Consider the following 19,883-nt stretch of genomic DNA (forward strand, 5'->3'; position numbering starts at 1 on the left):
ACAAGATCCCAGAACCGACGCATGACAGACTTCAACGGCCAATGACTCATCAACACTCCAGATCAGCAGTGTTGCATCCACCACTTGAATCCACCCGAGAGACCAACGACACCATTTCCTCGTGATCACCTGTCCAGCAACGTATCTCGGGTGATCACGGCAAGCAGAGCGCTGATCAGCACCCTGCCCCGAGCCGCCGAACGGACCGTGCTCGCTCTGCGCTCCAGAGCGAGTGCGGTCCGGGACGCAGTGAGCGGTTACAGAACCGTGAGCCCGTGCGGCCGCAGGTTCATGGACTCGCAGCCGTCTTCGGTAACCACGACGATGTCTTCGATGCGGGCACCCCAGTTGCCGCGGAAGTAGATGCCGGGTTCAATGCTGAAGGCCATGCCCTGCTGCAGGCTCAGGTCGTTGCCTTCGACGATGTAGGGCTCCTCGTGGACCGAGAGGCCGATGCCGTGGCCGGTGCGGTGGACGAAGGCGGGGCCGAAACCGGCTTCGGTCAACAGGTTTCGGGCGGCGGCGTCGACGGACTCGGCGGTGACGCCAGGACGGACGGAGGCTACGGCGGCGGCCTGGGCCTGTTCGAGGGCGGCGAAGTCAGCTGCGATCTTCGGGTCGGGTTCGCCGAGGACGTAGGTGCGGGTCGAGTCGGAGTAGTAGCCGGGGTCGACCGGGCCGCCGATGTCGATCACCACGACGTCGCCGGATTCGATGCGGCGCTCGGAGTCGTGGTGGTGCGGGTCGGCGCCGTGCGGGCCGCTGCCGACGATGACGAACGCGGCCTCGGTGTGGCCTTCCTCGACAATGGCGGCGGCGATATCGGCGCCGACCTCGGCCTCGGTCCGTCCGACCCGCAGGAATTCACTCATTCGCGCGTGCACCCGGTCGATGGCGGCACCGGCGCGGCGCAGCGCGTCGATCTCGGCGGCGTCCTTGATCATGCGCAGTTCGCGCAGCACCGGCGTGGCGGAGGCGGGCAGGCCGGTGAACGATTGGGCCAGCGGGATCAGGTGCAATGCGGGCATGGCGTCGGCGACGGCCACGCGGGAGCCGGCGTGCAACGCGGACTTCACGATGCCGTACGGATCGACACCGTCGACCCAGTCCAGGACCTGCAAGCCGAGTTCGCCGGCCGCGGATCCTTCCAGTGAGGCCAGTTCCAGTTTCGGAATGACCACCGAGGGGGTCGCGCCATCGGCGGGGATCACCAGGCAGGTCAGCCGTTCGAACGACTCGGCGGCCGACCCGATCAGGTACCGCAGATCCGGGCCCGGCGTGATCAACAACGCGTCCTGATGAGCGGCCCGCATCAGCTCCACCGCCCGCTCCAACCGCTTACCGTAAACGTCCGCCGCGAACCTGGAATCCGTATGCGAGCTCATTCATCCGACGTTACCTGTTTGACCCATTCACGCGAACCCGAGCTCCCGGTAGTCGCCGAGTGGGGACGCGATCGGCTCGGGTGGGGATGCCGGGCGGCGCAAGCTCACGGCGGCTCGCACATCGGGCCGGATCGCCGGGGGTTTGTCGGGGGTGGGAGGTAGCCTCAGCGCGTGACTTCTGCTGCGACCTCCGGTGGACCGCTGTTGCTCCTGGACGGGGCGAGCCTGTGGTTCCGTGCCTTTCACGCGATTCCCGAGAAGATCACCGCGCCGGACGGGCGATCGGTCAATGCGGTGCGCGGGTTCACCGATATGGTCGCGTCGCTGATCACGAAGCATGCGCCGAGCCGGTTGGTGGTGTGTCTCGACCTGAACTGGCGGCCCACCTTCCGCGTCGAACTGGTGCCGTCGTACAAGGCGCACCGGCTCGATACCTCTGCCGACGCGGGTCCGGGCGCTGAGACGGTGCCGGACACGCTGACCCCGCAGGTCGACATGATCATGGAGGTCCTCGCCGCGGCCGGGATCGCGACCGGCGGCGCCGAAGGGCTGGAAGCCGACGACGTGCTGGGCACCTTGGCGACCCGCGAGACCACCGACGACGTCGTGGTTGTCAGCGGCGACCGCGACCTGCTGCAACTCGTCCGCGATACGCCGAAGCCGCCCGTGCGGGTGCTGTACGCGGGCCGCGGACTGGCCAAGGCCGAGCTGTTCGGCCCGGCCGAGGTCGCCACCAAATACGGTGTGCCGCTGGAGAATGCGGGCCGCGCCTACGCCGATCTCGCCACCCTGCGCGGCGATGCCTCGGACGGCCTGCCCGGCGTCGCGGGCATCGGCGAGAAATCCGCATCGCTCCTGATCACCCGATTCGGTTCCCTGGAGGCACTCGTCGCCGCCGTCGAGGACCCCGAAGCCGACCTCGCCCAGGGCATCCGCGCCAAACTCCGTGCGGCAGAAGACTATTTGAAGGCAGCAGCCCCCGTAGTCCGCGTAGTCTGCGACGCCGAAGTCGAACTCTCCCGCCCCGACACCCTCCCCACCACCCCCGCCAACCCCGACCGCCTCCACGAGTTGGCCACCGCCTACAACGCGGAAAGCCCCATCACCCGCCTAATCAAGGCCCTCGCCACCCGCACCGGCTAGACAAACGCAGCCCGCCGCGCATCTCTTTGCCCGCCGCGCACAGTATCGCCAGCAATTCCGCGCGCGGTAGCAGAACTCGTGCGCGGCGACTTCCATCGCGCCACTCCGCCCACTGCGCACCGGTGCGGATCGCCGCGCCCCCGCGCACTTTTCAGCCAGTTGCGCACGAAATTGCTTGCAACTCTGTGCGCAGCTGCACAATTCGCGCGCAGCGAGGCCCCCAGCTCACACAAGCGGTGTGCAGCCTCCAATTCGCCTCGCTGACGGCAGAATCCGCACCGACTCTCGGGATCCGCACTGACTCTAGGGCCCTATTCCGAGTGCAGATCCCGAGAGTCAGTGCGGGGGTTGGCACGGCGGGGCCCGCTGCTCGCCTCTTTGCCCGCCGCGCACGAAATCGTTAGCAATACCGTGCGCAGCTGCACAATTCGCGCGCAGCGAGCCCCCAGCTCACACAAGCGGTGTGCAGCCTCCAATACGCCTCGCTGACGGCAGAATCCGCACTGACTCTCGGGATCCGCACTGGCTCTAGGGCCCTATTCCGAGTGCGGATCCCGAGAGTCGGTGCGGGGGGCTGGCACGGCGGGGCCCGCTGTTCGCCTCTTTGCCCGCCGCTCACTGCGCACCGGTGAGGATCGCCACGGCCTCGCGCACCTTTCAGCCAGTTGCGCACGAAATTGCTGGCAATACCGTGCGCAGCTGGACAATTCGCGCGCAGCGAGACCCCCAGCTCACGCAAGTGGTGTGCAGCCTCGCTGATGGCAGAATCCGCGCACACTCTCTCGGGATCTGCACTCGCAATAGGGCCCTATTGCGAGTGCAGATCCCGAGAGTCGGTGCGGGGGTTGGCACGGCGGGGGCGCTGTTCGCCGCTTTTGCCCGCGCACGGAACAGTGCGGACCTCGGGTGTGCGTGGGTACAGACGCGGGCGGTCGGCCCATGGAAATGGGCCGACCGGGCGTTGGGGAAACGGTCCTAGTTGGGGCGGCCGACCTCGTAGGTTCCGTCTTCCTTGGTGATCTTGATGGTGACCTTTTTGGCTTCGCCGCTGACCTTGAGGTTGCAGTCGAAGGTGGCGTCGACCTTGACCTCCTGGCCGGAGGGGCAGGAGACGTCGGCGACGTCCTGGATGCCGTAGGAGTCGGTGAGGACCTTTTTGACGCCGTCCTGGACGGCGGACTGGTCCAGTTTGTCCTTGGAGGTCAGCACGAGAACGAGGGCGATGATGGCGCCGATGACGACCACACCGAGCACGACCAGGCCGATGACCAGGCCTTTCCCCTTGCCGCCGGACTGCGGCGGTTGCTGCTGCTGGCCCCACTGCGGCTGCTGTTGCCCCCATTGCTGCTGCGGCTGCTGACCCTGCTGCCAATCCTGCGGCTGCGCCTGACCCCACTGCGGCTGGCTCGGCTGACCGGGCTGGCTCCACTGCGGAGTGGGCTGCTGACCCCACTGCGGCTGGGCAGGCTGCTGCGGCTGCGGAGCCCACGGCTGCTGCGGCGGCTGCTGATCACCCCACTGCTGGGTCGGCTGTGCCGACGCAGGCCTCTGCGGTTGGCCCCACTGGGGCGTCCCGCCGGGTGCCTGCTGTCCACCCCACTGCTGGGTGGGATCGTTGCGTCCCTCCCCGGGTTCGCTGGGTCCAAACGGGCCGCTCATCTGGTTGCCTCCACTCGCATCGTTGTACACACGGTAGCCCCCCGCGTGGGAACGGTCGGATATCTCAGGTCCTCCGCCACGGTCGGTACGCGAAAGAAATCAAATCACAATCGAATCCGCTACGCGGCGTCCACCGCGACGACACCCCGCCGGATCGCGCGCACGGCCTTCGCAGCGGTCGAGGCGACCTCCGGATCGTCGGCGCTGCCGTGGATCTGATCGAGCAGGTCGATCACCTGCCTGCACCAGCGCACGAAATCGCCTGCGGACAGCGGCGCGGCCTGGTCGCCGCTGGCGAGCAACGACTCGGCCAACCCGTCGCCGCGCGCCCATTTGTGCACGCCGGTGACGAAACCCAGGTCCGGTTCCCTGGTCGGCGGCAGCTTGTGCCGCGACTCGTCGGCCCGCAATTCGCTCCACACCCGGATGGTCTCGCCGATCGCCCGCCGGATCGGCTCCGTCGGACCCGTGACGCCGAGATATCCACCGTCCTGGCGGGATTCGAACACGAGAATCGACACGACACCGGCCAATTCGGCCGGACCGAGCCCACGCCACAGCCCCTGCCGCAAGCATTCGGCGACGAGCAGGTCGCTCTCCGAGTAGATCCGCGCGAGCCTGCGCCCGTCCGCGGTCACCTCGGATTCGTGCACGAAGCCGCGTTCCTCCAGCAGCCCGACGATCCGATCGAAGGTGCGGGCCAGCGAGTTCGTGGTGGCGGCAACCTTCTGGCGCATGGTCTCGGTTTCCCGGGCCAGCCGGTTGTAGCGCTCGCCGATGCGGGCCATCTGCTCCCGATCCGCGCGGGTGTGCGCCGGGTGGGAGCGCAGGCTGCGGCGCAGGGTCGACAATTCGCGATCGTCGGCGGCCGAACCGCGTTTGCCGCGCCGCGACCGGCCCGGCGCCGAAATTCCGGTGCTGCGCAGCGCCGACGCCAGATCGCGGCGGGTCTGCGCGGTGCGGTGGTCGATCCGTCGCGGCAACCGCATGTGCCCCAATGTCTCTGCGGGCACCGGGAAATCGGCGACCGACACCCGGCCCGCCCACTTGTCCTCGGTGAGCACCAGCGGCCGCGGATCGCCCGGTGTCGCGTCGGGTTCGAGGATGACCGCGAGACCGGCACGTCGCCCGGACGGAATCGCCACCACGTCACCGCGGCGCAACGCGGTCAGCGCGGCGACCGCGATCCCGCGCCGATCGGAGCGACCCTGCTGTTCGATCTGGCGTTCCCGCTGCTTGATCCGCTCGCGCAGCGAAATGTATTCCAGGAAGTCACCATCGGTGCCGCCGAGCTGATCGCGCAGCTTGCGCAGTTGCGCCTCATTACGTTCGATGCCGCGCACCAGCCCGACCACCGAGCGGTCGGCCTGGAACTGCGCGAACGAACGCTCCAGCAGCAGACGCGATTCGGCGGAACCCATCCGGTCGATCAGGTTGATCGACATGTTGTAGCCGGGCTTGAACGAACTGCGCAGCGGATAGGTCCTGGTCGAGGCCAGACCGGCGACCGCGCTCGTATCGACCTCCGGCTGCCACAGCACGACCGCGTGACCTTCGACGTCGATGCCGCGACGTCCGGCGCGACCGGTCAGCTGGGTGTACTCACCGGGAGTGAGCTCCGCGTGCGACTCGCCGTTGTACTTGACCAGCCGCTCCAGCACCACCGTGCGCGCGGGCATGTTGATGCCGAGAGCCAGTGTCTCCGTAGCGAATACGGCTCGCACCAGACCCTTGACGAACAGTTCCTCGACGGTATGCCGGAACGCGGGCAGCATGCCGGCATGGTGCGCGGCCAGCCCGCGATGCACCGCCTCACGCCACTCCCAGAAGCCGAGCACCTCGAGATCCGCCTTCGGCAGGTCACCGGTATGCTTCTCGATAATCTCGTCGACCTGTTCGCGGTCGTCCTCGCGGCTCAAATCCAGCCGGGCACGCAGGCACTGCGCCAGCGCACCGTCGCACCCCGCGCGACTGAAGATGAAGGTGATCGCGGGCAGCAGCCCCTCTTCGTCCAGCTTGGCCAGCACCTCGGGCCGCGGCAACGGCCGGAAATCACGACGCGGACCACCACGCCCGTGGCGCGGCCGATCCCAGCTGTTCGCCCGATCGGCGGCCTCCCGCTGCCGGATGAACCGCACCAGATCCTCGTCGACCAGCACCTTCTGATCGGTGGAATCGGTGTCGAACAGATCGAACATCCGCCGCCCGACCATCACGTGCTGCCACAGCGGCACCGGCCGGGTCTCGTCCACCACCACCGCGGTATCGCCGCGCACAGTCTCCATCCAGGCGCCGAACTCCTCGGCGTTGCTGACCGTCGCCGACAGGCTGACCAGCTTCACGTCCGGCGGCAGATGCAGGATCACTTCCTCCCACACCGCGCCGCGGAACCGGTCGGCGAGGTAATGCACCTCGTCCATCACCACGAACGACAGCCCGTGCAACGCGTCCGAGGACGCGTACAGCATGTTGCGCAGCACCTCGGTGGTCATCACGACCACCGACGCACCAGGATTGATCGACTGGTCGCCGGTGAGCAGCCCGACGCTGTCGCGCCCGTAACGCTCGGTCAGGTCGGCGAACTTCTGGTTCGACAACGCCTTGATCGGCGTGGTGTAGAAGCACTTACCGCCCGCGGCGAGCGCCAGATGCACGGCGAACTCGCCGACCACGGTCTTGCCCGCACCGGTCGGCGCGCAAACCAGGACGCTGTGCCCCTCTTCGAGTGCCGCACAGGCGGTGCGCTGGAAAGGATCCAGGCTGAACTTCAGCTCGGTGGAAAACTTCGCTAGCTCGCCCGTATGCGACCGGTGATGTGTCACCGTCAGAGGGTATCGGAGTAGTCCGACATCGACCGCCCGGTTTTATCCGGGGGCGTCACCAGCGAGTCGGTCGGGTCGATCGGGTCGGGGCCGGTGATCGAGGACGCCTCTTCGTCGGCCAGCGCGGCCAGGCTCGCCTCTTCCCTGCGGGCCCTGCGGATGTCGTTGATCCGGGAGAACTGGATCGCGACCTCGAACAGCACCGTCAGCGCGATCGCCAGCGCGAGCATGGAGAACGGGTCCTGCGGGGTCACGATGGCCGCGAACACGAAGAGCCCGAACGTGATTCCGCGCCGCCACGCCTTGAGCCGCGCGTAGGTGAGCACCCCGATGAGGTTCAATCCGATGATCAGCAGCGGTGTTTCGAAGCTCACGCCGAAGATGACGAGCAGCTGGATGATGAAGCCGAAGTACTGCGAGCCGCTCAGCGCGGTGATCTGGACGTTGTTGCCGATCGAGAGCAGGAAGCTCAAGGCATGGGCGACAACGACATACGCCAACGTGGCGCCGGTCGCGAACAGCACCGTGCCGGTCGACACGAAGCCGACCGCGTACTTGCGTTCCTTCGCGTACAGGCCGGGTGTGATGAACGCCCACAACTGGTAGAGCCAGATCGGCGCGGCGAGCACGATGCCCGCGGTCATACCGACCTTCAAGCGCAGGGTGAACTGCTCGAACGGCGCGGTGGCGAGCAGCTTGCAGGTGCCGTCCGGGCTGATCGCGGCGCGTGACGAATCCGGCAGCGAACAATAGGGCCCGCGCAGAATGTCGCCGAGGCTCTCGACGCCGAGGAACCCGTACTCGTACCAGATGAACCCGAGCACGGTGGTGACGATGACCGCGGCGATCGAGACGAGCAACCGATAGCGCAGTTCCTGCAGATGCTCGACCAACGACATCGTGCCGTCGGGGTTGGTCCGGCGCTTGCTCTGCCGGGGATCGAACGGGATTCGCATGGCTGGTGATTGCCCCTGGGTCGGAAGCTCGGCTATTGAGCTGGCGAGTGCTGAATACAACAGCACAATGCCCGGAGTGAGTTCCTGCTCACTCCGGGACGAGCATTACGCTCAGAGCGTCTTCGGCTCGGCCTGGGGTTGCGGCTGCTGGGTGACCGACGGGGTCACCGGCTGTGCGGCAGGCAGTTGCTGCGCGGGCTGCTGCACCGGAGCGGCCGACGCGCTGTCGGACTCCTTGCCCTCGTTCTGCATCTGACTGACCTCGCTCTTGAAGATGCGCAGCGACCGACCCAGGCTGCGGGCCGCGTCGGGCATCCGCTTGGCACCGAAGAACATCACGAAAACGACCGCAATGATCAGCCAGTGCCAGATGCTCAGACTGCCCATGATTATTACCTCCCAAGACTGGTGATGGTTCTGATGCTACCGGAGGGTGACGTGCGTGAACGCACCGTCCGGCCCGCGTTGGCCCAGCGTTCAGCCGAGCCGTACGCACACTCTCAACGGCCGCTCGCGTGCGCGGTCCGCAGTTGTTCGTACAGTTCCGCACCGGTCCAGGTGCGCCGGTCGCCCTGCTCGGCCGCGACGATCAGTTCGATCAGCCGCTGATTCACCGGCGTCGGCAGCCCGACCATCGTGCCCAGACCGACGATTTCGCCACAGAGCCAAGAGATTTCGGTTTTGCGGCCGAGCGCGAGATCGTCCGCCATGGACGAGCGGGCCATCGGATCGACGGCGAGCACCCGACCGAACACCCGCCGGAAAATACCGTCGGGGACGGTCAGCAGCGTCGCCACCACCGCTGGTGGCAACGGTGTCAGGCGGGCTGGTGTGATTCGTGCCCTGTTCATCACCGCCAGCGCTTCCCGCTGGGCCAGCGACAGGCAGCGGCGATAGTTGCGGTCGGCGAGTTCCTCGCGCAATGGCCGCCCGGACAGGGCGTTGATCGGGTTGTTCAGGTTCAGCAGCAGTTTTGCCCACTGGACCGGACGCAGGTCAGGGTAGCGACGCAGCGCGAGACCGGCCTGTTCGAAGACGCCGAGGAACGGCGTGAGGCCGGGATCGTCCTGCACGGCGAGCACGCCCTCGGTGCCGCGATGGAACCGGCCGCCCTCGTGATGCACCACGTTGAACATCACCATCCCGGCCAGCACCACGCAATGGGGCAGGATCTCCCTGATCACCGTGTCGTTGCCGATGCCGTTCTGCAGGCTCAGCACCACCGTGCCCGGCCGGATCTTGCCGGTGACTTCGCGTACCGCGTCGGCGGTCGCGGCCGATTTCACCGCGACCAGCACCAGATCGGCCGAGCCGACATCGTCCGGCTCGGTAGCCGTGTGGAATCGCCCGGCGGGCAGCGAATCGTCGCCGCCGTCCAGGTCGGTGAGCCGCAGACCGGACGCGGTGATCTCGTCGAGCATCCGCCGCCTGCCGACGAACGTGACGTCGGCCCCCGCCACGGCCAGTTTGCCGCCGACGAACAGGCCGATGCTGCCCGCACCGATCACCATGATCCGGCTGGTCACCCGGCCGCCTCGAATCCGGCCGCCGCGTAGGCGGCCAGTGCGGCGTTGGAGCGCTCGCGCACCGCGGCGACCAGTTCCGGCGGGCCGAGAACCGTTACGCCGGAACCGAAGCCGAGTAGCAGGCGGGCCATCCAGTCCAGCGTGGCGAACCGCATGGTCGCCTCCAGGCTGCCGTCGGGGTGTACCGCGATCCGGTTCATCGGGTACTGGTCGAGCACCCAGGCGTAGTCGCCGCGAATTCGCAAGCGCGCCAACGGAACCGCGGGGTCGTCCTGGAACAGGTCGAGTGCTGCGGATTCCTCGGTGGCGTGACTCGGCGGCCTGGCCGGTTCGTCGAGTTCGGTGGCGGCCTCGATCCGGTCGAACCGGAACAGGCGCACCCCTTCGGCCTGCCTGCACCAGGCCTGCAGGTAACTGTTGTTGTCCACCAAGACAATTCGGATCGGATCGACGACCCGTTCGGTGACGACGTCGCGGCTCGCCGAGTAGTAGACCAGGCGCAGCGCGCGCTGCCTGGCCAACGCCGAGCGCACCGTGGCGACGGCGGGCGCCTCGGTCGGCGGAGTGCGGTGGCCGTCGGGTTCGGCGCCGGAGCCGCCGACGATGGCCGATTCGATCTTCGCGATGGCCGCGTGGGCCGCGGTCGGGTCGACCATGCCCGGCATGTCCACGATGGAGCGCAGCGCCACCAGCAGCGCGGTCGCCTCGGTGGAGGTGAGGCGCAGCGGGCGGTCGATGCCGGCCGAGAAGGTGACCTCGATGCTCTCCTCGGAGAAGGACAGGTCGATCAGGTCGCCGGGGCCGTAGCCGGGCAGGCCGCACATCCACAGCTGGTTCAGGTCGCTCATCAGCTGCTTGGTGGTGACGCCGAGATCGGCGGCGGCCTCCGCGGCGCTGATGCCCGGGTGCGCGATGAAGTACGGGATCATGTTCAGCAGCCGCGAAAGCCGAACGGACAGTCTGGAATTCACGCGCGCACCTCGCTGACGCCCGGTCCCGGTGCCGCGTCGACGGTTCGCTCGCTCACGCGGTGACCTCCGTGCGATCGAAGACCGAACGCAGGCGGGCGACCACATCCGCGCGCAGTTCCTCCGGGGCCAGCACGACCGCGTCCGGGCCGAGGCCGGTGATCAGGCGGGCGATCCAGTCGCGGGAGCGCACCGGCAGCTCGATCACGGCGCCGACCCGGCCGCCGATGGTGCGTTCGCCGGTCACCTGGCCGATCCGGCGCAGCTCGCGGCCGCGGCCGTCGGCCACCCACACGGTCGCGGTGCCGCTGACCGGTGCCGAACTGGTGACCGTGTCGACGATCTTGCGCAGGTCGATACCGTCCGGTTTGCTGACGGCGTTTTCCGGACCGTAGGCGGTCACGTCGTCGCCGATCCGGGACAACCGGAAGCTGCGGACCGCATCGCGGGCCCGGTCGTGCCCGACGAGATACCAGCGGCCGTGCCGGGTCACCACACCCCACGGTTCGACATCACGCATCAGGTACGGGGCATTGATCGCGCCGCGATGCTCGAAACGCACCGCTTGGCCCGCGTCGATCGCGGCGAGCAGTTTGCCGAGTACCGGTTCCGAGCCGCGGGTCCGCGCGGGGACCGCAGGCACCGAAGCCACGGCCGCGTCGGTCTCCACATGAATGCCCGCGGCACGTAGCTTGAGCAACGCGCCGTCCGCGGCGGCGGACAGCTCCGGCGATTCCCACATCTGCACGGCGACCGCGACCGCGGCGGCTTCCTCATCGGATAGATCGATCTCGGGCAGCTCGTAGGCGTCCCGGTTGATCCGGTAGCCCTCGACCGACGAGTACTTGCCGACCGGCCCGATCTCCAGGGGTATGCCCAGGTCACGCAGCTCGTTCTTGTCCCGCTCGAACATCCGGCTGAACGCCTCGTCGCTGGCCGAATCCTCGTACCCCGCGACGCTGTCCCGGATCCGCTCCGCGGTCAGGAACTGCCGGGTCGACAGCAGCGCGATGACCAGATTCATCAGCCGCTCGACCTTGGATATCGCCACCCGATAGAGGGTAATCGGCCTGGCTCCGCACGTGCGCGTCGGCGCGCGATTCGTTCGCTCACAAGTTCGGTCACCAGGGCATGGTCGCGCTTCGAGGCGGCAAGATGGGAGCATGATCGTTGCTTTCTCAGTGACTCCGCTCGGCACGGGCGTCGACGTGGGGCGCGCCGTCGCCGAAGCCGTCCGGGTAGTACGGGCCAGCGGCCTGCCGAACCACACCGACGCCATGTTCACCACGCTCGAGGGCGAATGGGACGAGGTGATGGCCGTCGTCAAACAGGCCACCGACGCCGTCATGGCCGCCGCCCCACGCTGCAGTTTGGTCCTCAAAGCCGACATCCGCCCCGGTGTCACCGACGCCATCACCTCGAAGGTCGAAACGGTCGAGCGCTACCTCGCGGAGGGTTGATCCGGGATCGGCGTCTGCTGATAGAGCGCCAGTTTCCACTCGCCGCCCGCGCGCAGATACACGCTCGACATGATCCCGCGGAACGCAGGCGCTTCCGCATCGCCGTAGGCGACGCCGGTGTAGACCAGAATCTTGCTGTCCACATCGGCGTCGACCACCCACGGGTCGAGGATCTCGTAGGCCCGCCACGGCGGTGAATCTTTGAGCGCGGCAACAACTTCGCCCCGCCCCAGCACCGTCCCGTGCGCCAGCACCATCACAGCATCACCGGTCATCAGGGAGCCGTAGAAATCCGCCGCCGTGCCATCACAGAGCGAATCCCAACCCCTACGCTCAACGTCGAGCAGCTCGTTCAGAAGTTCTGTGCCTGCCATACGTCCACGGTAGGCACAGCCACGGCGACTGCGTAGGCCAACACGGCGGAACAGTCCGACGGCGACTATCACCCGAGGGCGCGCTCGGCCCCCGCCTCATGGGGAAGCAAGGAGCCGATCCAGCTACTCGTCACTCGCCACGAACTTCCGCCTCGGTACCCCGCGCGAGCTCGATCGCCCACTGTCGCAGGTAATCCTGCAGTGACACACCCGCATCGGCGGCACAGCGACGCAGCACGTGCACGTCTTCGTACGGAACATCCCGAATCCAGATGGTCGCCATAGCAATACCCTATGACGCGTTATCGGAGCCCGAGTAGCGCTTTTCCTACATCGAAGCGATCAGGCGGTCCACGCGTTCGTCGACCGAGCGGAACGGGTCCTTGCACAGGACTGTGCGTTGGGCCTGGTCGTTCAGCTTGAGGTGGACCCAGTCGACGGTGAAGTCGCGGCCTGCTTCCTGGGCGGCGGTGATGAAGTCGCCGCGGAGTTTGGCCCTGGTGGTTTGGGGTGGGGTGTCGACGGCGGCGTCTACTGCCTCGTCTTCGGTGATGCGCTTGGCCAGGCCCTTGCGTTGCAGCAGGTCGAAGACGCCGCGGCCGCGCTTGATGTCGTGGTAGGCGAGGTCGAGCTGGGCGATCTTCGGGTCGGACAGTTCCATGCTGTAGCGGTCCTGGTAGCGCTGGAACAGCTTGCGCTTGATCACCCAGTCGATTTCGGTATCGACCTTGGCGAAGTCCTGCGCCTCGACGGCGTCCAGGGTACGACCCCACAGATCGACGACCTGATCGATCTGCGGATCGCGATCCCGGTTGCGCAGATGCTCGACCGCGCGGGCGTAGTACTCGCGCTGGATGTCCAGAGCGCTGGCCTGGCGACCGCCGGCCAACCGCACAGGACGACGTCCGGTCAGATCGTGACTTACCTCGCGAATGGCGCGAATCGGGTTGTCCAGGGCGAAGTCCCGGAACGAGACGCCCGCCTCGATCATCTCCAGCACCAGCGCGGCGGTGCCGACCTTGAGCATGGTGGTCGGCTCGGCCATGTTCGAGTCGCCGACGATGACATGCAGGCGGCGGTACTTCTCCGCGTCCGCATGCGGCTCGTCGCGGGTGTTGATGATCGGGCGCGAACGCGTGGTCGCGGACGAGACACCCTCCCAGATGTGCTCGGCGCGCTGGGACAGGCAGAACGTGGCCGCCTTCGGCGTCTGCAGGATCTTGCCCGCACCGCAGATCAGCTGACGGGTCACCAGGAACGGCAACAGCACGTCGGAGATCCTGGAGAACTCCCCGGCGCGCACCACGAGGAAGTTCTCGTGGCAGCCGTAGGAGTTGCCCGCGGAATCGGTGTTGTTCTTGAACAGGTAGATGTCGCCGCCGATGCCTTCTTCGGCGAGCCGCTGCTCGGCGTCGATCAGCAACTCTTCGAGGACCCGCTCGCCCGCTCGGTCGTGGGTCACCAGTTGGTGCAGGCTGTCGCACTCCGCAGTCGCGTACTCCGGATGGGACCCGACATCCAGGTAGAGCCGAGCACCGTTGCGGAGGAACACGTTCGAGCTGCGGCCCCAGGACACCACCCGGCGGAAAAGGTACCGGGCTACCTCGTCGGGGGACAGCCGACGGTGACCGTGGAAGGTGCATGTCACACCGAACTCGGTCTCGATCCCCATGATTCGTCGCTGCACACTATCGACATTACAGCCATGTGATGCGCTCGCGTGGGGCTGCGGACAACACGAACGCATACGTCTTCACAACGATTCGGTCCGGCGCACGGAACGAAGTGGCCAGGATCACCCTCGCGAACAGCGGCTGCGGACAGACTTCGGGCCCGTGCACGGGCACCCGCGATCGCGGTATGCCCCTACACGGGCCCGAGGTTCCAGCTGGTGGTTACTCCGTTTCCGGAGTCTCCGCAGGCGCCGGTTCGGCCGCCTTGGCCTTGCCCTTCTTGGCCGGGTTCAGCAACTGCTCCAGCGCGGAGTTGGTGACCCGGCGGAACGCCCGCCGCGGCCGGCCCTGCTCCAGCGCCGCGACCTCGAGCGAGTTCACGTCGAGCACCCGCTTTTCCTTCTCGGCGCCCTCGGGGACGCCCGCCTGCAGCGCCGCCACCGCGACCTTGACCGCGCCGGCCAGGTCGAGACCTGGCTTGTAGGACGCCTTCAACGCGGTGAGGATCGGCTCGGTCGTGCCGCCCATCACCACGTATTCGCGCTCGTCCACGATCGACCCGTCGAAGGTGATCCGATACAGCACCGAGGTCGGCTGCTGCTCCGGATAACCCACCTCCGCCACACAGATCTCCACCTCGTAGGGCTTGAGCTGATCGGTGAAGATCGACCCGAGCACCTGCGCGTAGGCGTTGGCCAGCGCACGGCCGGTGACGTCGCGGCGGTCGTACTGATAACCGCGAATGTCGGCCTGCAGGATTCCGCTGCGGCGCAGATTCTCGAACTCGTTGTACTTGCCGACCGCGGCGAAACCCACCCGGTCGTAGAGCTCACTCACCTTGTGCAGCGTCGCGGACGGGTTCTCCGCGACGAACAGCACACCCTTGTCGTACACCAGGACCACCACGCTGCGACCCCGGCCGATGCCCTTGCGGGCCAGCTCGGTCTTGTCGCGCATGATCTGCTCGGCAGACGCGTAATAAGGCAGTGTCATGCGCGGGCACTCCCCTCTTCGGCGGCCTCACGATCGGCGACGATCCCGCGTGCGATCACCGCGAGACGGTCCTCGGTCACCTCGACCGCACCCTCCTCGTCGATGACGATCGCCGTCGGATAGATCCCGCGCATCAGATCGGGTCCACCCGTCGCGGTGTCGTCGTCGGCCGCGTCGAACAACGCCTCGACGGCGATGCGCAGCGCGCGCTCCTGATCAATTCCCTTGGCGTACAGCTTCTTCAGCGACCCCTTGGCGAAGACCGAACCCGATCCCACCGCGGCGTAGCCGAACCGCTCCTCGCTACGTCCACCCACCACGTCGTACGACACGATGCGACCGGCCTTGTCCGGATCTGTCGCATTGACGTCGTATCCAACCAACATCGGCACCACCGCCAGCCCCTGCAGGGCCGCGGGCAAATTCTCGCGCACCATCTTCGACAGCTTGTTGGACTTGCCGTCGAAGGTCAGGGATACGCCCTCGAGCTTCTCGTAGTGCTCCAGCTCCACCGCGAAGATCCGCACCATCTCGACGGCCATGCCCGCGGTGCCGGCGATGCCGGCCGCGGAGAAGCTGTCGGTGATGTAGACCTTCTCGATGTCCCTGCTGGCCAACAGGTTTCCCTGAGTGGCCCGCCGGTCACCGGCGATGAGCACGCCACCGCGGTAGCTGATCGCGACGATGGTGGTGCCATGCGGCGCGATGTCCTTCGCACTGGTGGCGCTCAACGCCGCGCCATCGATCGGTCCGAACTTGTTGCCTGGCAACATTTCCGGAGCGTGCATGCGGAGGTATTCGGAGAAGGACGAGAGGGCGTACCCCAGGTGGAGACGCGAGGGGTCACCTACTGTCACTGGCCGCCTTTCTGAACGTACGCACGGACGAAGTCTTCGGCGTTCTCCTCGAGCACATCATCGATCTCGTCGAGCAGGTCGTCGGTGTCCTCCGCCAGCTTTTCGCGGCGCTCCTGACCGGCGGCGTCCGCTCCCTCCGGACCGTCGTCCTCGTCGCCGCCCCCGGCGCGCTTGGTCTGCTCTTGTGCCATGGCAGCCGACCTCCTCTGTCCTCATCATGACCGGAGCTCCGTTCTGAGCACGGCCCCGGTCATGAGCAATGTCCGTGCTCGTTCTTCAACACTACCCAGCCAGACCGACACGGTGTCGTATTAAGTGCCGATGTGGGCCGAGTCGATAGCGCTCTTGTGATCAGGTTGTGAGCTGTTCCACAAGATCGGCGGCGGAGGTCACGCCGTCCAGCAGCTTGCCTACGTGCGCCTTTGTGCCGCGACGCGGCTCCAGGGTCGGGATGCGGACCAGCGAATCGCCGCCGAGGTCGAAGATCACCGAATCCCAGCTCGCCGCCGCGATGTCGGCGCCGAACCGGCGCAGGCATTCGCCGCGGAAATACGCGCGAGTGTCCGTGGGCGGGTTGGTCATCGCGTCCAGCACCTGCTGCTCGGTGACGAGCCGTTTCATCGAGCCACGGGCCACCAGGCGGTTGTACAAGCCCTTGTCCAGCCGCACGTCAGAGTACTGCAGATCCATCAGGTGCAGCTTCGGCGCGGCCCAGCCGAGGCCCTCGCGCTGGCGCATGCCCTCGAGCAGGCGCAGCTTGGCGGGCCAGTCGAGCAGGCTCGCGCACTCCATCGGATCGCGCTCGAGCAGATCGAGCACCATGGCCCAGTTCTCGATGATGTCCTGCACGCGCTTGTCGTCGTTGCCGGTGCGATCCACGAACTTGATCACCCGATCCAGGTACATCCGCTGCAGCGCAAGGCCGGTCAGCTCGCGGCCGTCGGTGAGCGCGACGGTGGCGCGCAGCGTCGGATCGTGGCTGATGGTGTGCACGGCGGTGACCGGACGGGCCAGCTGGAATTCGGACAGGTCCTCGCCGGCCTCGATCAGGTCGAGCACCAGCGCGGTGGTGCCGACCTTGAGGTAGGTGGACATCTCGGCCAGGTTGGCGTCGCCGATGATGACGTGCAGCCTGCGGTACTTGTCCGCGTCGGCGTGCGGCTCGTCGCGGGTATTGATGATGCCGCGCTTGAGCGTGGTCTCCAGGCCGACCTCGACCTCGATGTAGTCGGCGCGCTGGGACAGCTGGAAGCCCGCGTGGTCGCCGGACTGCCCGATGCCGACCCGGCCGGAGCCGGTGATCACCTGGCGCGAGACGAAGAACGGGGTGAGCCCGAGGATGATCTGGTTGAACGGGGTGTCGCGGCTCATCAGGTAGTTCTCGTGGGTGCCGTAGGAGGCGCCCTTGCCGTCGACGTTGTTCTTGTACAACTGCAGGCGCGGTGCGCCGGGCACGCTCGACGCGTGCCGTGCGGCGGCCTCCATCACCCGCTCGCCCGCTTTATCCCAAATGACCGCGTCCAGTGGGTCGGTGACCTCGGGCGCGGAGTATTCGGGGTGGGCGTGGTCGACGTAGAGCCGGGCACCGTTGGTGAGGATCATGTTCGCCGCGCCGACCTCGTCGGCGTCGATCACCGGCGCCGGTCCGTTCATCCGGCTCAGGTCGAAGCCGCGCGCGTCGCGCAGCGGCGACTCCACCTCGTAGTCCCAGCGGGTGCGTTTCGCGCGCGGCACACCCTCGGCGGCGGCGTAGGCGAGCACGGCCTGGGTTGAGGTGAGGATCGGGTTGGCCGACGGCTCGGTTGGGGTCGAAATGCCGTACTCGACCTCGATTCCGATGATGCGCTGCATAGGTCGAGCCTAACGGGCAGCGTCGGCCGGAGTCCGTGGGCTGCCTGCACCGGGCCGGATGGCGACGTGATGGACCCTGGTCGCATTCAATCTCATACCGCGGGTGGTACTTCCGGAGGACCCGGTTGGCCGCGGGTCGGCGCGATAGTCGGGGCATGACCGAATCTCTCGCCGATCCGCACGTCGGCACCGCAGCGCGGCATCGTGCGGCGGACGCTGCCCCGGCCGGGCGTTCGCGATTGGTCGCGCTGGATGTGCTGCGCGGTATCGCGATTCTCGGCACGCTCGGCACCAATATCTGGATCATGACCAACCCGCAGGGGCTGGTCGGCTACATCGACGAGTTGAAGGATCCCGCGACCGGCTGGCTGTGGGCCGAACGGGCGTTGCAGCAGTTGGCGCAGGGCAAGTTCCTCGGGCTGCTCACCATCATGTTCGGCATCGGGCTGGCCATTCAGCAGGGCTCGGCGCAGCGCGGCGGACGACGCTGGCCGGGCAAGTATCCGATCCGGGCCGGGCTGTTGCTGCTGGACGGCCTGCTGAACTTCGTGTTCGTCGCGGAGTTCGACGTGCTGATGGGGTACGCGATCACCGGGCTGCTCGTCGCGTTCGTGCTCGCGACCGGTGAACGCGCGCAACGTCGTTGGCTGATCGTCGCGGCGGGCATTCATCTGGTGATGCTCACCGCCATCGGGCTGGCCACGGCGTTCCATCCGCGCCCCGCGCCGACGCACCGGACGCTGGACCCGAATCCCTATGCCGACGGGTCGTTCTGGGACCTGGTGGTGTTCCGGCTGCAGAATGCAGGCGAGTTCCGCTCGGAAACGGTGTTCGTGTTCGCCATGTCGGTGGCGTTGTTCCTGCTGGGCGCCAGGCTGTTTCGGGCCGGGATCTTCCGGCCGGAGGGTGCGCCGATGCGCAAGTGGCTGATGATCGCCGGTTTCGGTGTCGCGATGCCGATCGACCTGATCGCCGGGATCACGGGCAACGGTACTTACTTCATCGTCACCCGGTACGGCACCGCACCTGTTGTCTCGCTGGGCATTTTGGCCCTGGTCGCGCACTTCTATCTGCGGAGGCCACAGGTCGGGTTCGCCGGCCGCCGCCTCACCGAGGTCGGGCGCGCCGCGCTCAGCTGCTACATCCTGCAGAACCTGGTGGCGTCGATCCTGTGCTACGGCTGGGGTTTCGGGCTGGCCGCCCGCGTCTCGCCCGACGCGCGGGTGCCGTTCACCGTCGGCATCTACCTGCTGGTTGCCCTGATCATCGTGACCGGCGCGCACTTCTGGTTACGTCACTTCGAGCGTGGGCCGGTCGAATGGGCTTGGCATCGCAGCTACCAGGCGCTGGCCGGAAAAGCCTGATCGCAGCCGGGCGCCCGATCCGCGAGGGCCGGGCGCTCGATCCTCAATGCGAGTTGGCCGACTGCGTTTTCGACTCCGACGGCAACTCGATTCGATCCATGACCACGCCGACATCGAGGTTCGCGACGCCGCCCGCCGCATCGAATTCGATGGTCCCCGCCAGGCCGGAGCCGCTGAATTCGAGCACGCGATAGTCCTCGAGAAAACCGGTGGCCAGGCCGCGCCTGCTCAGGTAACTCTGGGTGGCGCGCCGATGGTCGACCAGCGGCAATGCGCCTATGCCATGGGCGAGTACGCGCGCGATCACCGACGCGCTCGGCGGCGGCAGTTCGAACGCCGGGTGCTCGACCAGAAACGCGACACACGTGCCGTCGGTGACGCCGCAGTACGAACTCCAATGCCCGGAAATCACTTTCGCGGCGTCGGCCAGCAGCTCCGCCACCTGATGCGGTTCCGGCGCCGCCCGGCCGAGCGCGACCGGCATTTCCGCGGCGCACAATTCGGCGACGCCATAGCGAAAGCCGAACTCGCGCACCATCCGCGCCACCGCGAGCAGCGGCTTGGGGAAGCCCCACGGATTCGCCCATGCCCACAGCCACGTCTCGGCGTCGGCGGTGCCGAGCAGGTGAAAGTCGGTACACACGAATGTCTGCTCCGCACCGACGAATTCGAGCCGCCCCGCGTCCATATCGGCCTGCCACCGATGCGAACCCAGCAATTCTTCGACGTGTAGCCGGTGCTCGAGCGACAGTAACCCCGCGTCATCGAGCAGCCTCGTCAAGGGCACAGGTTCGGACACCGGCATGAGCGTAGTCAACACAATCCCCCTCGTACGTATCGTCGCCTGCCAGT

General features: G+C 67.2%; 19 protein-coding genes. 3 read left to right on the plus strand and 16 right to left on the minus strand.

Annotated elements, in window-relative coordinates; all coding sequences use genetic code 11:
• Window positions 1-257 precede the first annotated feature (257 nt).
• Entirely contained in the window at window positions 258-1,385 is a 1,128-nt protein-coding gene (locus ACFWF1_RS42015) for a M24 family metallopeptidase (RefSeq protein WP_379290454.1), read from the minus strand.
• 171 nt (window positions 1,386-1,556) lie between these two features.
• On the opposite strand from ACFWF1_RS42015, the gene ACFWF1_RS42020 reads away from it, so the two are divergent.
• A complete protein-coding gene (locus ACFWF1_RS42020) occupies window positions 1,557-2,528 on the plus strand; it encodes a 5'-3' exonuclease H3TH domain-containing protein (protein ID WP_379290452.1) in 972 nt (323 codons plus the stop codon).
• Window positions 2,529-3,503: 975 nt separating this feature from the next.
• Here the strand turns inward: ACFWF1_RS42020 and ACFWF1_RS42025 are convergent.
• The 7 genes from ACFWF1_RS42025 to ACFWF1_RS42055 all read right to left on the minus strand — a co-directional run bounded on the left by ACFWF1_RS42025 (window position 3,504) and on the right by ACFWF1_RS42055 (window position 11,510).
• Window positions 3,504-4,187, minus strand: a complete 684-nt coding sequence (locus ACFWF1_RS42025) for a DUF4333 domain-containing protein (protein WP_379290450.1) — start codon at window positions 4,185-4,187, stop codon at window positions 3,504-3,506.
• Window positions 4,188-4,306: 119 nt separating this feature from the next.
• Entirely contained in the window at window positions 4,307-7,009 is a 2,703-nt protein-coding gene (locus ACFWF1_RS42030; protein WP_379290448.1) for a DEAD/DEAH box helicase, read from the minus strand.
• Between the two features lie 2 nt (window positions 7,010-7,011).
• Entirely contained in the window at window positions 7,012-7,965 is a 954-nt protein-coding gene (gene tatC / locus ACFWF1_RS42035) for a twin-arginine translocase subunit TatC (protein WP_379290446.1), read from the minus strand.
• A gap of 111 nt (window positions 7,966-8,076) precedes the next feature.
• Entirely contained in the window at window positions 8,077-8,352 is a 276-nt protein-coding gene (tatA, locus tag ACFWF1_RS42040; RefSeq protein ID WP_357389358.1) for a Sec-independent protein translocase subunit TatA, read from the minus strand.
• 113 nt (window positions 8,353-8,465) lie between these two features.
• Window positions 8,466-9,491, minus strand: a complete 1,026-nt coding sequence (locus ACFWF1_RS42045; RefSeq protein ID WP_379290443.1) for a 2-dehydropantoate 2-reductase — start codon at window positions 9,489-9,491, stop codon at window positions 8,466-8,468.
• Window positions 9,488-10,462, minus strand: a complete 975-nt coding sequence (locus ACFWF1_RS42050; protein ID WP_379290442.1) for a helix-turn-helix transcriptional regulator — start codon at window positions 10,460-10,462, stop codon at window positions 9,488-9,490. Before ACFWF1_RS42050 ends, ACFWF1_RS42045 begins: the two co-directional genes overlap by 4 nt.
• Window positions 10,463-10,514: 52 nt before the next feature.
• Window positions 10,515-11,510, minus strand: a complete 996-nt coding sequence (locus ACFWF1_RS42055; RefSeq protein WP_379290440.1) for a helix-turn-helix transcriptional regulator — start codon at window positions 11,508-11,510, stop codon at window positions 10,515-10,517.
• Between the two features lie 112 nt (window positions 11,511-11,622).
• Between ACFWF1_RS42055 and ACFWF1_RS42060 the strand changes: the two genes are divergently transcribed.
• Window positions 11,623-11,919 (plus strand): MTH1187 family thiamine-binding protein, encoded by a 297-nt coding sequence (locus tag ACFWF1_RS42060; RefSeq protein ID WP_379290438.1) that lies wholly within the window; start codon window positions 11,623-11,625, stop codon window positions 11,917-11,919.
• On the opposite strand, the gene ACFWF1_RS42065 is transcribed toward ACFWF1_RS42060, so the two are convergent.
• The 7 genes from ACFWF1_RS42065 to dop all read right to left on the minus strand — a co-directional run bounded on the left by ACFWF1_RS42065 (window position 11,901) and on the right by dop (window position 17,667).
• Entirely contained in the window at window positions 11,901-12,293 is a 393-nt protein-coding gene (locus ACFWF1_RS42065) for a nuclear transport factor 2 family protein (RefSeq protein WP_379290436.1), read from the minus strand. The genes ACFWF1_RS42060 and ACFWF1_RS42065 overlap by 19 nt on opposite strands.
• Window positions 12,294-12,423: 130 nt before the next feature.
• Entirely contained in the window at window positions 12,424-12,576 is a 153-nt protein-coding gene (locus tag ACFWF1_RS42070; protein WP_379290434.1) for a hypothetical protein, read from the minus strand.
• A gap of 45 nt (window positions 12,577-12,621) precedes the next feature.
• On the minus strand, window positions 12,622-13,980 hold the full coding sequence (gene pafA / locus ACFWF1_RS42075) for a Pup--protein ligase (RefSeq protein ID WP_186818252.1): 1,359 nt from the start codon (window positions 13,978-13,980) through the stop codon (window positions 12,622-12,624).
• 208 nt (window positions 13,981-14,188) lie between these two features.
• Window positions 14,189-14,959 carry a proteasome subunit alpha gene (prcA, locus tag ACFWF1_RS42080; protein ID WP_379290431.1) on the minus strand — a complete coding sequence of 257 codons (771 nt, stop codon included), beginning with the start codon at window positions 14,957-14,959 and terminating at the stop codon, window positions 14,189-14,191.
• Entirely contained in the window at window positions 14,956-15,816 is an 861-nt protein-coding gene (prcB, locus tag ACFWF1_RS42085; protein WP_379290429.1) for a proteasome subunit beta, read from the minus strand. Before prcB ends, prcA begins: the two co-directional genes overlap by 4 nt.
• Window positions 15,813-16,007: a ubiquitin-like protein Pup gene (locus tag ACFWF1_RS42090; protein WP_150404595.1), complete on the minus strand. Its 195-nt coding sequence runs from the start codon at window positions 16,005-16,007 to the stop codon at window positions 15,813-15,815. Before ACFWF1_RS42090 ends, prcB begins: the two co-directional genes overlap by 4 nt.
• A 160-nt stretch (window positions 16,008-16,167) precedes the next feature.
• On the minus strand, window positions 16,168-17,667 hold the full coding sequence (dop, locus tag ACFWF1_RS42095) for a depupylase/deamidase Dop (protein ID WP_375914356.1): 1,500 nt from the start codon (window positions 17,665-17,667) through the stop codon (window positions 16,168-16,170).
• A gap of 155 nt (window positions 17,668-17,822) precedes the next feature.
• Here dop and ACFWF1_RS42100 point away from each other — a divergent pair, with 155 nt between their 5' ends.
• The gene (locus ACFWF1_RS42100) at window positions 17,823-19,031 is read left to right on the plus strand and encodes a DUF418 domain-containing protein (RefSeq protein ID WP_379290427.1); all 1,209 of its coding nucleotides are present in this window, start codon (window positions 17,823-17,825) and stop codon (window positions 19,029-19,031) included.
• A 43-nt stretch (window positions 19,032-19,074) separates the two neighbouring features.
• Here the strand turns inward: ACFWF1_RS42100 and ACFWF1_RS42105 are convergent, their stop codons facing one another.
• On the minus strand, window positions 19,075-19,830 hold the full coding sequence (locus ACFWF1_RS42105; RefSeq protein ID WP_379290425.1) for a DUF6882 domain-containing protein: 756 nt from the start codon (window positions 19,828-19,830) through the stop codon (window positions 19,075-19,077).
• Window positions 19,831-19,883 lie beyond the last annotated feature (53 nt).

This window comes from Nocardia sp. NPDC060255 (assembly GCF_042727395.1).
Lineage (GTDB): Bacteria > Actinomycetota > Actinomycetes > Mycobacteriales > Mycobacteriaceae > Nocardia.